This is a genomic window from Brevundimonas sp. AVps7 (assembly GCF_058681545.1).
The window spans coordinates 484,683-497,993 of record NZ_CM178742.1; the positions used below are offsets into that span (position 1 = coordinate 484,683).

Sequence of the window (13,311 nt, forward strand, 5' to 3'; positions counted from 1 at the left end):
ACGCCTGACCGCCGAAGGATGGGCCTTAAGCCACCCGTTTATGTCCTCAATGTGGTTGATTCGCAAGATGTCGCTGCAGCGCAGCAATTACGGCGAAGGCGCAGGTTTCGCCAAGATCGGTGCGCGCCAATACCGGCAAAGTCTAGCGGCTTTCGTTCCGAATGCCGTATCGGTTTGCACGACTCAGACTTGCCGATGGGCGCGCTGTGGCGAAGCCTGCTTCAGCACAGCATTTCTATTGTATTCGGGAGGCCGGGAAATCGACGCTGATCTGTCGCTCTGGTTGTTCATGGAACGGCGTCGCGGGGCGGGCGTTGAAGCGTGACCTTACTCGAACAGGACTCATCCCATGCGCCGCTCCATCGCTACCACCTGTGCACTGGCCGCCATCGCCCTCGGCGCAACCGCTCTTTCGGCCTGTGGCCATACCACCGAACAGCGGGCCGCGACCGGCGCCATCGCCGGCGCTGTGGTGGCTGGCCCGGTGGGCGCGGCCGTGGGCGGCGCAGCGGGCGCCGCGCGCCCTGATTGATCCTCGATATCTGGCGGCGAAGTTTCGACGCCTGTATGGGATCGCCTCGCAGGTGCGTCCCGGCGACGACGGTTGGCCGAAGAACGGCCCCGTTCGTCGAATAAGAGACCTCCGCGCTTGATTTACGGCTCCGTTTCGGCTTTGCCGACGCCCGGACGCCGTGGCGATCCCCGCCCTCGCCCCTCCGGCGACGGGCCCACCCCTCGAAGGACGACCGACCGACCGCATGAGAGATCTGAAACAGACGGGCTTCAGCGACCGCATCAGCACCCAGCAGGAGGCCAAGAAGGCCCTGCTGGCCAAGTTCAAGCCCAAGGCCGCCGCGCCTGACCCCGAATTCGACAAGCTGGCCGAGAAGCGCGCGGCTGAAAAAGAGGCCCTGCGCCTCCAGCACGAGGCCGTGAAGGCCGAAGAGCGCCGCATCAAGGCCGAACGCGACGCCGAGCGCGCCGCCGCCGAACGTGAATCCGAGGAGGCCATCGAGGCCGAGAAGCGCGCAGCCCGCAAGGAGCGCAAGCAACTCACCAAGGAAGAGCAGAAGGCGGCGCGCGATGCCCGCTACGCCGCCCGCAAGGCGCGCAAATAGACTTCAGGCGCCCGCGCGTTCGAAGAGACTGTTCGGCCCGTCGCGATCCTGCGGCGGGCCGAAGTCGTTATGGGGCGGTCGTCACCAGCAGGTCGCCCAACGCCTCACGCAGTTGTTCGCCCGAGTAGGGCTTGCGCAGGAACGGCCACGGCGCGTCGGTCAGGGCCAGGTCGACATCGTCGCCCGCATAGCCTGACGTGAGCATGATCGACATCTGCGGCCAACGCCCGGCGCAGATCCGGGCCAGCTCGACACCGGTCATGCCGCCCGGCATGACGATGTCGCTCAGCATGACGTCGAACGGCCTTTTCTCCAGCAAAGCCAGGGCTTCGATGCCCGTCTCCGCCGTCTCGACCTCAAGTCCCATCCCCTTCAGCAGGTCCATGGCGATAGCCGCCACGCCCGTGTCGTCCTCGACCAGCAACAGGGTCTGGCCCGCCGTCACAGCCCCGAGCACCCGGCGTGGCGCCTCCGCCGCAGTCTCCTCGGCGGGGGCCGGCGGGAGGTAGACGCGGATCTCCGTGCCCTCGCCGACCGTGGAGGTGATCTTCACCCCGCCGCCGCTCTGGCGAGCGAAGCCATAAACCTGGCTCAGACCCAGGCCCGTGCCCTTGCCGACGGCCTTGGTCGTGAAGAAGGGTTCGAAGACCCGCCGCATGGTCTCTTCGTTCATGCCGGAGCCGGTGTCCGAGACGGTGACGCAGACATAGTCGCCGGGAGCCAGGTCAATGACGTCGCCGGCTTCCACCTCGCAGGCCTGGGTCTGGACGGTGATCCGGGCGCTCTCCGTCTGGCCCCGCTCGGCCACCGCGTCGCGGGCGTTGACGATAAGGTTCAGCAGGGCCGCTTCGAACTGGGCTGGATCGACGATGACGCGAGCGCCGCCTCGACGGAGCTTGAGCCTGTAGGTGACCGCCTCTCCGACGGCACGACGCAGCAGGGGGTCGCTCTCGCGGATCAGGGCGTTGATGTCGATCGCCTCGGGGCGCAGGGCCTGACGCCTTGAGAAAGCGAGGAGCTGGTGCGTCAGTCGCTCGCCGCGCCGCGCGGCCGACAGGGCGGCTTCGCCCAGCTTATGGCGACGCGCGGCGTCTTCCGGCGACTTCAAAATCAGATCCAGCGCGCCGATGACCACGGTCAGCAGGTTGTTGAAGTCATGCGCCACGCCGCCGGTCAGGCGCCCGACCGCCTCCATCCGCTGGGCGTGCATCAGGTCCGCCTCGGCCTTGGCCTTTTCCGCCAGGGCGTCGCCGACGCGGTCTTCGAGCAGCTCATTGATCCGCTTCAGATCGTGCTCGACCCGGCGAGCGTCGGTGACGTCGAAGGCCACGCCGACGAAGCCGATCACCTCGCCTCCGAGACCGAAGCGCGGCCGCGAGAACGACTTCAGCCACCGGTACTCGCCGCTGTTGTGAAGGTATCGGGCTTCCAATGAGAAGGGCTGTTCCGTGGCCTCGCCCGCGATGGACTCCCGGACCAGCATCTCCTGGTCCTCCGGATGGATGTAGCTGCGCCAGTCGGCGGTGCGGACGCTCTCGTAGTCGCCCCCCATGTATTCGACATAGGCCTGGTTGACGAAGGCGCGGCTGCGGTCCTGCTGAGTCACCCAGATCAGGACAGGCGCCGTGTCGGCGATATCGCGGAAGCGGGCCTCGCTTTCCAGCACCTCCGCCTGGGCGCGAGTGCGTTCGACCTCGGACCAGGCGCGATCGGCGACGTCCTCAATCAGATTGACCTCCGCCGCCGTCCACAGTCGGGGCCCGGTCGTGTTCACATGCAGGAAGGCGCGCAGCACGCCGGACCGGACAACGGGAGCCGTAATGAAGGCGCCGACCTGACGGTTCGAGAAGGCCTCGACGGCATGGGCGGTGCGGGTGTCTTCGGCGACGTCGTGGACCACGATCGTCAGCCCTTCGGCCAACTGGCGGTTCACCTCGCCCCCGAACTCGGCGATGTCGTGCCAGCCGGCCAGGCTGGGCACGCCCTCGGTCCAGTCCCGGTTCATCTCGAACCGGCCGCGTGAGGTTCTGAGTTCGCCATAGCCCACGCGCGAAGCGGACAGCATCCGCCCCAAAACGCTGTGAACGTGGTCCATGATGTCGTCGGGGTCGTTCAGATCGCGGACGCCGTCGGACAGCTCCAGCAGGAACCGCTGGCGGCGTTCCTGCTGGGCCAGGGCGTGGAGGGCCTCGCGGGTCGTGGTGACGTCGAATGACAGGCCGACATAGCCCTGGAACGCCCCGTCGCCGTCGAACCGGGGGTTCACCGACACCCGCATCCAGCGCCAGACCTCGTCGTGGCGCAGGAACCGGCATTCGAAGGTATAGGGCAGGAGGCGGGGTCGCGCTTCGGCTTGGGTGGCGTTGACGTCGGCGAGGTCGTCGGGGTGGATAGAGGCCTTCCAGGCGTGGCCCATGAAGGTCTCGCCGGGCTTTCCGTAGAACTCGACCAGGGCTGCGTTGACGAACTCCACCTCGCCCTCGGCATTGGTCAGCCAGACTGGAGAGGGCGCGGTGTCGGCCATGAGGCGGAAGCGGCTCTCGCTCTCGCGCAGCGCCGCCTCGGCGGCCTTGGCGTCGGTGATGTCGACCGCGACCGCGATGTAGCCGGACTGGTTTCCATCCTCGTCGCGCAGGGCTCGCAGGCTGGTCAGGGCCCAGACCACCGTGCCGTCGGGGCGGATGTAACGCTTCTCCAGCTGACCGCCTTCGCCGCCGGCGAGGACATTGGACAACAGATCGATCGTGGGCTGGACGTCGTCGGGGTGGCTGGCGTCGCGCGTCGTCAGGCCGACGACCGAATCCTGGGTGTGGCCCAGCAATTCGGCGAACCGGGCGTTGGCGCTGATCACCGCGCCATCAAGGCCGACCTTGGCGATCCCGGCTGCGGCCTGATCGACCATCGCGGTCAATTCGGCCTCTTTCCGCCTTAGCGCGTCCCGTGAGATCTCGAGCTCGGCGACCGTCTCTCCGAGCCGGGCCAGGCTCTTGCGCAGGGAAGCGGCCACGATGGTGACGAACCCTCCGACGATGATGAAATTGACCGTGGCGACCCGGCCTGCGGGTGTCGCGATGCCGAACCCCAATGCCGTCGGTCCGGCTATGACCCAACCGCCCAGAAGGCAGGCGGCCGTGGCGACCAGTCCCGCGATCCGCCCGCCGGTGAGGGCCGCGAGGATCACCGCCGGCAACAGGATGATGAAACCGGTGACCTCGCCGTAAAAGGCCTGGCCCGCCCAGCGCACGAACAGTCCGGCGGCGGCGAAGGCCAGACCGGTCAGGGCGTTTCGCCACCACGGCTGCCTGGGCGCACGCGCCAGCCGGGCCAGGACGACGTCCGGCTCCAGCATCCGACCGACCAACGTCTTGAACCTCAACCAATAACCCCCGGCTCGCGCCCTTGCGCGAAAAACGGCAACGCTTTCCGTTGCTCTGCGTTCCACGGCCGGCAAGTCCCGTCCCGCCCCGGCTTCAAGCCTTGGCGAAGGCGGGTGGAATGCCTACCTGCCCAAACGATTAGAGACTGTCGCCAAAGGAGCAAGCATGACCGCAACGATCCACACAGGCCTGACGAAGGCTGAGCGCAGCGAAGTGGCGCAGGAACTGTCCAAGGTGCTGGCCGACAGCTTCGCCGTCTATCTGAAGACGCACGGCTATCACTGGAACGTCCGGGGCCCCGAGTTCTTCACCCTGCACAATCTGCTGGAGCAGCAGTATCGCGAGATCTGGGCGGCGCTGGACGAGATCGCGGAGCGTATCCGCGCGCTGGGCGAGTTCGCGCCCCAGGCGCATTCCGCCTTCGCCAACCTGACGTCGATCAAGGACGGCGATCCGGACAAGGATGCTTCGGCCATGCTGACCGAGCTGATGAAGGACCATGAGACCCTGATCGCCACCTGCCGCGCGGCCCTGAAGGCGGCGGACGACGAAGGCGACGACGTCTCCGTCGACCTCCTGACCCAGCGTCTGGCGGCGCACGAGAAGTTCGCCTGGATGCTGCGTTCGACCCTCGGCGGCCGCTAGATCCGTCTCAACGAACCGTAATCCGTGGCCTGAAAAGCGCCGTGTTGCGGGACCAAAGACCCTGCTACACGGCGCTCCGGCGTCGGAATCCCGGAAACGAATGTCGCTCGCATCCATCAAGTCCGTCGATTGGCACAGGGTGAAGACCCTGGCCCGTCGCTATGCCGCGGCAGCGCCTGCGGCGGTGGCGGCGCTCGGCGTAGCGATGGCGGCGAGCTCGACGGTGCGCCCGGCGAGCGACCGCACGGCCGAGGCCGTGGCCCGCATCACCCAGGGCGATCTCTCGGCGCGGGGCCTTGCGGCCCTCAGCGCGCGGATGGACCCGGCCCAGCTGGCCCTGGCGATCCGCTTCGACCCCAATGAGCAACGCGCCACCCTGCTGGGCCTGACGCCCGGCTGGGAAAGCCTGACGCTCGCAGGCCGGCCCACTCTGGAACTGGGGATCAACGGTCTGGACGCCCAGAAGCGCAACGCCGCCATGCCGGCCGCCGCCGGCGCCCTGCGGTCCGCTCTGCCCTTCGTTCTGGCATCCGCCACCCTGGCGGACCGGGCCCGCGCCCTGCGTTGCCTGACCCAGGGCGTCTACTATGAGGCTGCGCTGGAAAGCACAGAGGGCCAGGAGGCCGTGGCCCAAGTCATTCTCAATCGCGTCCGGGATCCCAACTATCCCAACACCGTCTGCGGCGTCGTCTTCGAGGGCGCCGAGCGCACCACGGGATGCCAGTTCAGCTTCACCTGCGACGGCGCCCTGTCGCAGGCTCCCGTTGGCTGGGCATGGAACCGCGCCCGCACAGTCGCCGAGCGCGCCCTGTCCGGGTACGTCGCGACCAAGGTGGGCACCGCGACCCACTATCACGCCGACTACGTCCATCCCTGGTGGGCGCCGACGCTCGGCAAGATCACCCAGATCGGCGCGCACATCTTCTATCGCTGGAAAGGCCTCGCCGGAGAGACCGCCGCCTTCAAACAGACCTATGCCGGACGTGAGCCGACCATCGACGAGGCGCGCTTCTCACGCCCTCGCCTGATCACCGCCTCAGCAGACGCAACCGAGGCCGGACCCGATGACGCCACCGTCCTGGCCGAAGGCGGGATGAACCTGCGCACGGTCGAGATCAACGGCCAGACCCGGGTCGTGGGCGTGGCCAGCCTGGGCGGACGTCGTCAGGCGACCGCTGCCGATATCGCGGCCATCAACGCCCGCCTTCAGGCCTTCGAGGCGCCGCCGCTTGCGACGCCGGCCCCAGCCGCGACGCCTGCGCCTGCCGGTGTTGTGACGATGGACGTCGAACAGGTCGGTCGTCCGGCCAACTAAGGTCGGGGGTTCTACAGAGCGTGCAACGTCCGGCCGGATCAGGCATTTAGAGTTCCATCTGGCTTATTGCCCCGCTTGGAGTGCTCTGTTTGACCGCTGCCGCAACGCCCTGGAATGAAGCCGAAAGGCTGGAGGCGCTGCGGGCCTACGGGATTCTTGATACGGAGCCGGAGCAGGCCTTCGAGGACATCGTGCATCTGGCCGCCCGCATCTGCGACGCCCCGATCGCCGTGGTCAATCTGATCGACAAGGGACGTCAGTGGTTCAAGGCCGAGACAGGTCTCGGCGTGCGCGAGACGCCGCTCGACACCTCCTTCTGCGCCCACGCCCTGCTGCAGGACGACGGCATGGTCATTCCCGACGCGACCCACGACAGCCGCTTTCAATGCAATCCTCTGGTGACCGGCGAGGCAGGCTTGCGCTTCTACGCCGGGCGGCTGCTGAAGAGCCCCGACGGACACGCGCTCGGCACCTTGTGCGTCCTCGACACCCGGGCGCGTCCCGAAGGGCTGACGCCTCTTCAGTCGGAGACGCTGGAGGTTCTGGCCGGTCAGGTCATGGCCCAGCTGGAGCTTCGCCGAGCCATCCGTGAGCGGGAAGAGGGTGCGCAGGCTCTGGCCGACAGCGAGGCCAAATTCCGCGCCATCGCCGATTCCATGCCCCAGATGGTCTGGTCGACCCTGCCCGACGGCTTCCATGACTACTATAACGCCCGCTGGTATGAGTTCACCGGCGTGCCGGCGGGCTCGACCGACGGAGAGGGCTGGAACGACATGTTCCACCCCGAAGACCAGGCGAGGGCGTGGGAAACTTGGCGGCATTCGCTGGCGACCGGCGACCTCTATGAGATTGAATACCGGCTGCGGCGCGCCGACGGCGTCTATCGCTGGACGCTGGGCCGGGCGACGCCGATCCGGAACGAGTCAGGCGAGATCATCCGCTGGTTCGGCACCTGCACGGACATCGAGGAGCTGAAGCAGTCGGAGAAGGGCAAGGACCTGCTCAGCCAGGAGTTGAGTCACCGGATCAAGAACATCTTCGCCGTGGTCTCGTCCCTTATCGCCCTGTCGGCGCGCGAGCACCCGGAGGCCAAGGTCTTCGCCAGCTCGGTGCGCGACCGGATCAACGCCCTGGCACGCGCTCACGAGTTCGTCCGGCCCCACTCCGAAGTGTCCCAGCCCCTGATCGGCGACACGACCCTGCACACCTTCCTGAGCGCCCTGTTCAAACCCTATGTCGACGCCAGCGGCCACTCGCGGGTCGTCCTTGCAGGCGACGATGCGACCTTCGACGACCAGGCCGCGACCTCGGTCGCATTGCTGTTCCACGAGCTGGCGACCAATGCCGCGAAATACGGCGCCCTGTCTCTTCCGGACGGTCGGGTGCTGTTGCGCACGCGCAACGAAGGAGACCGATTCATCCTGACCTGGACCGAGCAGGGAGGCCCGCCCATCGCTGGAACGCCCGCCCGGCAAGGGTTCGGCACTGCGCTGTCGACCCTGTCCGTCGAGGGCCAATTGGGCGGAAAGCTGGAACGAAGGTGGGAGCCAGCGGGTTTGGTTCTGGAGGCGGACCTCCCCGCTACGGCGCTTTCCCGGCGTCGTGCCGCACTGAAAAAGAAATGAACCGGACGGGCGCCCACGCGTTCCAGGAGTTCGGTAACCGACACAACAAGGCCATGACTGCGCGTATCCTGATTATCGAAGACGAGGCTCTCGTCGCCATGGAACTCCGCTTCGTGCTGGAAGACCTTGGCCACGAGGTCATCGCGACTGCCGCGGACGCGAAATCCGCACGGAGCGTGGCGGCCGAGAACGATATCGATCTCGCACTCGTCGACATCCACCTGTCCGACGGCCCCACCGGCATCGACCTGGGCCGCGAGCTGGGACAGGACATGGGCGTCACCGTCCTGTTCATGACCGCCAACCCGGGGATGGTCCGCGAGGGCGTGGCCGGCACGATCGGAGTCCTGTCCAAGCCGACGGATGAACGCGCGGTCCAGACCGCCGTCGACTACGCCCTGCGCCGCCGCGCGGGCCGGCCGGTCGAATACGCTCCGCCGGAACTCCAGCTCTTCGGTTGACCCTCGCCCCTGGACCATCCCCGGAACTGCAAGGCGCGACCACGCCGGTCACGCAGATCCTCTATTGCAGCGTGAGCCGTGACGGAGCCGCGAGCGGACTGGAGATGTCCGACATCCTCAACGAAGCGAGGCTGGGCAACGCCCGCGACGGCGTCACCGGCGTCCTCACTGCGGTAGAGGGTCGATTTGTCCAGATCATCGAGGGCCCGGACGCCGCCTTGGATGGTCTGATGGCGAAGCTGCTGAGAGATCCCCGGCATACGGGCTTGTCCATAATCGAAAGACGGCTGACCACGCGGCGGTCGTTCGGCGACTGGGACATGGTCAGTCCGCGCCTGGCCCCGCGCGAGGTGTCTCTGCTGGCGCTGCTTCTCGAGGATACCGGCGCGGGCCTCGAGGCCTATGCCGAGATATTGTCGCGTGCGATCGCCGAGCAGGACGCCATGCTCGAGGGCCGGCGATCCCCGGGCGACGTGATCGGCCGGGTTCGAGCCACTCCCGAAATGTCCAAGGGGTCCGAGGCCTGATCCGATCCCCCTGCCCGCAAGGGGAGGAGCAAGCGTATCACCAGACCCCGATCTTCTCCGCCTCGCGGTGGCTGATCGGATGGTGTGCCCTCGCGTGGTCCTCCTCGGCGAGGAATCGCACGGCTTCGAGCGCCGCCATACAGCCCATGCCGGCGGCGGTGACCGCCTGGCGATAGACGTCGTCGGTGACGTCTCCGGCGGCATAGCAGCCTTCCACATTGGTCGCCGTCGTGCCGGGTTTCACCACCAGATAGCCGCCCTGTTTGGTCTCCAGCTGGCCCTGGAACAGTTCCGACGACGGGGCGTGGCCGATGGCGATGAAGATGCCGTCCGTCTGGATTTCCTGGGTCGCCCCGGTCTGGGCGTGCTTGAGGCGGACGCCCGTGACGTTCGACGCGATGCCGTCCGATTGTCCGAGGATCTCGTCGACCGCGTGGTTCCAGATGACCTCGACCTTGGGATTGGCGAACAGGCGATCCTGCAGAATCTTCTCGGCGCGGAACTCGTCCTTGCGGTGCACGACGGTGACCTTGGCGGCGAAATTGGTCAGGAACAGCGCCTCTTCGACCGCCGTGTTGCCGCCGCCGACGACGACGACGTTCTTGCCGCGATAGAAGAAGCCGTCGCAGGTCGCGCAGGCCGAGACGCCGAAGCCCTGGTATTTCTGCTCCGACTCCAGCCCCAGCCATTTCGCCTGGGCGCCGGTCGAGATGATGACCGTCTCGGCCAGCAACTCGGTCCCCGAATCCAGCTTCAGCCGGAACGGACGCTGCGACAGGTCGCAGGAGACAACGATATCCTCGATCACTTCGGTCCCGACATGCAGGGCCTGGGCCTTCATCTGCTCCATCAGCCAGGGTCCCTGGATGGCCTCGGCGAAGCCTGGATAGTTCTCCACGTCGGTGGTGATGGTCAGCTGGCCGCCGGGCTGGATGCCGGCGATCACCGCGGGGTTCAGGTTGGCGCGGGCCGCATAGATGGCGGCGGTCCAGCCGGCGGGGCCGGAACCGATGATGGCGACGCGGATCGTTCTCGGAGTGCTCATGAGTGCTATCTAGTCGCTGATTCCGCCCTGTGCGATGTCAGGTGCGACGGAAATCGTGGAAGGACGCGACATGGCCACCCAACCGCAACGCAGTTTCATCGGCATCGGGCTCGCCCTGGGGGTGGCGATCGGCGCGGGCCTGGGCGTCGCCCTGGGCAACCTGGCCCTCGGGATCGGCGTCGGGGTGGCGCTGGGAATCGCGCTCGGGGCCGCGGCGGACGTGCGGGACAAGGCCCGGCGGAAGAGCGATGGCGACGGCGGCGTCGCGCCCTTCGCGGCGGACGGCGGCGGCCGGTCGAAGGCTGACGACGGCGCGGATGGCGGCTCAGACGGTGGTGGAGACGGCGGAGGCGGAGGCGGAGGCGACTGACGCCTGGCGACCCATCGCCTTCAGGATTTCGCGCGCCGCCCGGTCCGTCTCGGTCAAGGGCGCATAGCTCCAGCTTTCCAGCGCCCCGCCGAACGGCCGCGTCGCGCCCTTCGCCATGAGGTCCGCATGCAGCCGCGCAAACTTCCCCGGCGGTCTTAGCGCCACCATCGGCAGGACATGCACGGGCTTGCCGGTCGAGGCGGCCTCGGCGGCCATATTGGCGCTGTCCTCGGTGACGAGGATGTGGTCGGCGGCGTCGAGGAAGGCGAACAGCGGGTTCGCCCCCTCGCCATCCCAGATCCAGCCGGGCAGGCCCTTCAGCCTTTCGATCATCACCACCTTCGCCGCCTCGGGCGTGCGGCGCGAGAAGGTCAGCATCAGGGATCCGTCGGAGGCTTGCAGCGCCTCCGCGATCCGGTCCGCCAGCCACGCCGCATGCTCCGGCGTCAGGTCGAAGGCCTTCGAGGCCCCCCCGATCAGCACCGCGACGCGTGGACCGGACAGGGCGTCCAGCCGGTCCGCGAAGGCGGGCGCGGCGTCGGCAAGGGCTTGCAGCGTGATGCGATGAGGCGACCCGGTGATGGAGACGACATTGGCGCCGCTCAGTTCGTCATGGGCAGGGGCCACGACCAGGTCGAACAGCGCGGGATCGAGGCGCGGGTCCTGGGTCTGGACGACGAAGGTCCGGCCGCCGCTCAGACCCCTTGCGCCCAGGGACAGCGGCAGTGTCGCCCGCCCCGTCGCGATCCACAGATCGGGCCAGACCTCGCCATCGGCGGGCAGGGGGGACGCCGAAGCCAGCATCCAGCGGGCCTTCATCGCGACCGGCAGCCAGTCGAACACCGGCCGCCAGCGCACGCGCTTGATGTCGATGGTCGCAGGAGTCAGACGCGCGACCGCCTCGGCGAGGCCGAGCGCCTGATTTTCCATGCCGGCGCGGCCGTCCGAGACGACCGCGATACGAAGGGGCTTTGGCCCTACTTCCACTCGACCTTGAGGATTTCGTAGGCCTTCACGCCGCCAGGGGTGTTCACCTCGACGGTGTCGCCGACGGCCTTGGAGATCATGGCGCGGGCGATGGGCGAGGAGATGGAAATCTTGCCCTGCTTCACGTCGGCCTCGTGCTCGCCGACGATCTGGTAGCGGCCTTCTTCCTCGGTGTCCTCGTCGACCACGGTGACCGTGGCGCCGAACTTGACCTGGTCGCCCGACAGCTTGGTCACGTCGATGACCTGGGCGCGGCTGATCTTGTCCTCGATCTCGGCGATCGAGCCTTCGATCCAGCCCTGGCGTTCCTTGGCCGCGTGATACTCGGCGTTTTCCGAGAGATCGCCGTGTTCGCGGGCCTCCGAGATCGCCGCGATAACGCTGGGACGTTCCACCGACTTCAATTGCTTAAGCTGATCGTCGAGGGAGCGGTAACCCTCGGCCGTCATCGGCACTTTTTCCATGTGGTCGTGATTTTCTGACTTGTCGCCCGGTAAACCGGAGAGGGGACTTAAGAGAAACTCTGGCGAATACGCTGGTCGCTGGGCGCGCGCGACCGGCCGAAGAAGCTAGGGCGCCCGGCGCGGAAACTCAAGGTCCGGTCGGGGAGGGGCCCCGCGGATCAGCCCGCAGGAGGTCGCACGGCGGGGTGACGACCGTGCGACAGCCGCCGATCCAGCATCGTCCTGGCCACGCCATAGACGATCCAGGCGATCAATCCGGCGCCGATCACAGCGAACAGGAGGGACGCCAGCATCGCTCCCGCCGCCATGAAGGCGAGGAGGAAGGCGATGGCCGCGCCAAGGCCGGCCGCGATCTGGAGTGTTTTCAACTGCATGGCAGTTAAACGCGCTCGTTCGCCGCGGGTTGCGACGCCCGCGATCCGTCAGGCGTAGGCGTAGGGACCGCCCCGCTCCAGCGCCCGCTGGTAGGCCGGCCTGGCGTGGATCGTCTGCAGGAAGGCTTTCAGCTTCGGCTTGTCCGGCCCATAGGGCGCGCGGCTGGCCCCGGCCTCCAGCGGGAAGCTCATCATGATGTCGGCGGCCGAGAAGGCGTCGCCGGCGAACCACGGCGACTTCGACAGCTCGCCTTCCCAGTAGGCGGTGTGGGCCGCGATCTGCGGATCGATGAAACTCGCCTGCGCCTTGTTCGAGATCGCCTTGACCAGAGGCCGCACCAGACCGGGAGACCGCGTCGGCAGGGCGCCAAACACCAGTTTCAGCAGCAGGGGCGTCATCGCCGACCCCTCGGCATAGTGCAGCCAGTAGGTGTAACGCCGCCCGGCCGCCGTCCCGGCCGTCGGCCTCAGCCCATGCCCCGGGTATGCGTCGAGAAGATATTCGGCGATCGCCCCCGTCTCGGCGACGATAACGTCGCCGTCCTGGATGACCGGCGACTTGCCCAGCGGATGGATTGCGCGCAGCTCGGGCGGCGCCAGCATGGTGTCGGCGTTCCGCTCGTACCGTTTGACCTCATAGTCGAGCCCCATCTCCTCCAGCAGCCACAGCACGCGCTGGGAACGGGAGTTGTTCAGGTGGTGGACGACGATCATGGCGCGGCTCTTTCCGGGTTTCGATCACCCTGGCGGGTTGACGCCGGGGAGGGCAAGGCCCGTCAGCGGGTGCGGCCGCTCCAGCGCTGACGCGGATGCCCCTGGGCCTGAGACGCGCGCCCCGCGCGGTTCAGGTTCGGCGTCGCTCCCGTCCGGCGGCTCTGCCACAGCTCATAGGCCAGGGTGGCCAGGGCCAGTTTTCCGGCGTGCCGGCCGGCGAACCCGCGTCCGCCCTTTGACAGCAGAAGGCCGCCGATGACGGTGGCGATACGGGACAGGGCCATGGTTA

Annotated in this window: 15 protein-coding genes; 8 read left to right on the plus strand and 7 right to left on the minus strand. The window is 67.5% G+C overall.

Features of this window, described 5'->3' with window-relative positions:
• Positions 1-349: 349 nt before the first annotated feature.
• Both ACW17Y_RS02445 and ACW17Y_RS02450 read left to right on the plus strand, forming a co-directional pair.
• On the plus strand, positions 350-532 hold the full coding sequence (locus ACW17Y_RS02445) for a hypothetical protein (RefSeq protein WP_492037199.1): 183 nt from the start codon (positions 350-352) through the stop codon (positions 530-532).
• Between the two features lie 226 nt (positions 533-758).
• Positions 759-1,118, plus strand: coding sequence for a DUF6481 family protein (locus ACW17Y_RS02450; RefSeq protein WP_492037200.1), 360 nt, complete (start codon positions 759-761; stop codon positions 1,116-1,118).
• Between the two features lie 67 nt (positions 1,119-1,185).
• Here the strand turns inward: ACW17Y_RS02450 and ACW17Y_RS02455 are convergent, their stop codons facing one another.
• On the minus strand, positions 1,186-4,494 hold the full coding sequence (locus tag ACW17Y_RS02455) for a PAS domain S-box protein (RefSeq protein WP_492037201.1): 3,309 nt from the start codon (positions 4,492-4,494) through the stop codon (positions 1,186-1,188).
• Positions 4,495-4,660: 166 nt separating this feature from the next.
• Between ACW17Y_RS02455 and ACW17Y_RS02460 the strand changes: the two genes are divergently transcribed.
• The 5 genes from ACW17Y_RS02460 (at position 4,661) to ACW17Y_RS02480 (ending at position 9,068) form a co-directional block, all read left to right on the plus strand.
• Positions 4,661-5,140 carry a Dps family protein gene (locus ACW17Y_RS02460; RefSeq protein ID WP_492037202.1) on the plus strand — a complete coding sequence of 160 codons (480 nt, stop codon included), beginning with the start codon at positions 4,661-4,663 and terminating at the stop codon, positions 5,138-5,140.
• A 100-nt stretch (positions 5,141-5,240) separates the two neighbouring features.
• Entirely contained in the window at positions 5,241-6,455 is a 1,215-nt protein-coding gene (locus ACW17Y_RS02465; RefSeq protein WP_492037203.1) for a cell wall hydrolase, read from the plus strand.
• An 89-nt stretch (positions 6,456-6,544) separates the two neighbouring features.
• Positions 6,545-8,080: a sensor histidine kinase gene (locus ACW17Y_RS02470; RefSeq protein WP_492037204.1), complete on the plus strand. Its 1,536-nt coding sequence runs from the start codon at positions 6,545-6,547 to the stop codon at positions 8,078-8,080.
• A 53-nt stretch (positions 8,081-8,133) separates the two neighbouring features.
• A complete protein-coding gene (locus tag ACW17Y_RS02475) occupies positions 8,134-8,541 on the plus strand; it encodes a response regulator (protein WP_492037205.1) in 408 nt (135 codons plus the stop codon).
• 104 nt (positions 8,542-8,645) lie between these two features.
• Positions 8,646-9,068 carry a BLUF domain-containing protein gene (locus ACW17Y_RS02480; protein WP_492037206.1) on the plus strand — a complete coding sequence of 141 codons (423 nt, stop codon included), beginning with the start codon at positions 8,646-8,648 and terminating at the stop codon, positions 9,066-9,068.
• Between the two features lie 37 nt (positions 9,069-9,105).
• Here the strand turns inward: ACW17Y_RS02480 and trxB are convergent, their stop codons facing one another.
• Positions 9,106-10,113 carry a thioredoxin-disulfide reductase gene (gene trxB / locus ACW17Y_RS02485; RefSeq protein WP_492037207.1) on the minus strand — a complete coding sequence of 336 codons (1,008 nt, stop codon included), beginning with the start codon at positions 10,111-10,113 and terminating at the stop codon, positions 9,106-9,108.
• A 70-nt stretch (positions 10,114-10,183) separates the two neighbouring features.
• Between trxB and ACW17Y_RS02490 the strand changes: the two genes are divergently transcribed.
• Positions 10,184-10,483: a glycine zipper domain-containing protein gene (locus ACW17Y_RS02490; protein ID WP_492037208.1), complete on the plus strand. Its 300-nt coding sequence runs from the start codon at positions 10,184-10,186 to the stop codon at positions 10,481-10,483.
• Here the strand turns inward: ACW17Y_RS02490 and ACW17Y_RS02495 are convergent.
• The 5 genes from ACW17Y_RS02495 to ACW17Y_RS02515 form a co-directional block, all read right to left on the minus strand.
• Entirely contained in the window at positions 10,439-11,413 is a 975-nt protein-coding gene (locus tag ACW17Y_RS02495; RefSeq protein WP_492037209.1) for a mitochondrial fission ELM1 family protein, read from the minus strand. The genes ACW17Y_RS02490 and ACW17Y_RS02495 overlap by 45 nt on opposite strands.
• A 47-nt stretch (positions 11,414-11,460) precedes the next feature.
• Positions 11,461-11,934: a transcription elongation factor GreA gene (gene greA / locus ACW17Y_RS02500; protein ID WP_298163671.1), complete on the minus strand. Its 474-nt coding sequence runs from the start codon at positions 11,932-11,934 to the stop codon at positions 11,461-11,463.
• Positions 11,935-12,092: 158 nt separating this feature from the next.
• Positions 12,093-12,308 (minus strand): hypothetical protein, encoded by a 216-nt coding sequence (locus ACW17Y_RS02505; protein WP_492037210.1) that lies wholly within the window; start codon positions 12,306-12,308, stop codon positions 12,093-12,095.
• Between the two features lie 48 nt (positions 12,309-12,356).
• On the minus strand, positions 12,357-13,022 hold the full coding sequence (locus tag ACW17Y_RS02510; RefSeq protein ID WP_492037211.1) for a glutathione S-transferase family protein: 666 nt from the start codon (positions 13,020-13,022) through the stop codon (positions 12,357-12,359).
• Between the two features lie 62 nt (positions 13,023-13,084).
• A complete protein-coding gene (locus ACW17Y_RS02515; protein WP_492037212.1) occupies positions 13,085-13,306 on the minus strand; it encodes a cysteine protease in 222 nt (73 codons plus the stop codon).
• Positions 13,307-13,311: the final 5 nt, after the last annotated feature.

Bases quoted from the DNA above. Each gene is read 5' to 3' on its own strand.
- ACW17Y_RS02505 (WP_492037210.1), bottom strand. From the start codon at position 12,308: ATGCAGTTGAAAACACTCCAGATCGCGGCCGGCCTTGGCGCGGCCATC.
- ACW17Y_RS02515 (WP_492037212.1), bottom strand. From the start codon at position 13,306: ATGGCCCTGTCCCGTATCGCCACCGTCATCGGCGGCCTTCTGCTGTCA.
- ACW17Y_RS02465 (WP_492037203.1), top strand. From the start codon at position 5,241: ATGTCGCTCGCATCCATCAAGTCCGTCGATTGGCACAGGGTGAAGACC.
- ACW17Y_RS02495 (WP_492037209.1), bottom strand. From the start codon at position 11,413: ATGGAAAATCAGGCGCTCGGCCTCGCCGAGGCGGTCGCGCGTCTGACT.
- ACW17Y_RS02510 (WP_492037211.1), bottom strand. From the start codon at position 13,022: ATGATCGTCGTCCACCACCTGAACAACTCCCGTTCCCAGCGCGTGCTG.
- greA (WP_298163671.1), bottom strand. From the start codon at position 11,934: ATGGAAAAAGTGCCGATGACGGCCGAGGGTTACCGCTCCCTCGACGAT.
- ACW17Y_RS02490 (WP_492037208.1), top strand. From the start codon at position 10,184: ATGGCCACCCAACCGCAACGCAGTTTCATCGGCATCGGGCTCGCCCTG.
- ACW17Y_RS02460 (WP_492037202.1), top strand. From the start codon at position 4,661: ATGACCGCAACGATCCACACAGGCCTGACGAAGGCTGAGCGCAGCGAA.
- ACW17Y_RS02445 (WP_492037199.1), top strand. From the start codon at position 350: ATGCGCCGCTCCATCGCTACCACCTGTGCACTGGCCGCCATCGCCCTC.
- trxB (WP_492037207.1), bottom strand. From the start codon at position 10,113: ATGAGCACTCCGAGAACGATCCGCGTCGCCATCATCGGTTCCGGCCCC.
- ACW17Y_RS02475 (WP_492037205.1), top strand. From the start codon at position 8,134: ATGACTGCGCGTATCCTGATTATCGAAGACGAGGCTCTCGTCGCCATG.
- ACW17Y_RS02450 (WP_492037200.1), top strand. From the start codon at position 759: ATGAGAGATCTGAAACAGACGGGCTTCAGCGACCGCATCAGCACCCAG.
- ACW17Y_RS02480 (WP_492037206.1), top strand. From the start codon at position 8,646: ATGTCCGACATCCTCAACGAAGCGAGGCTGGGCAACGCCCGCGACGGC.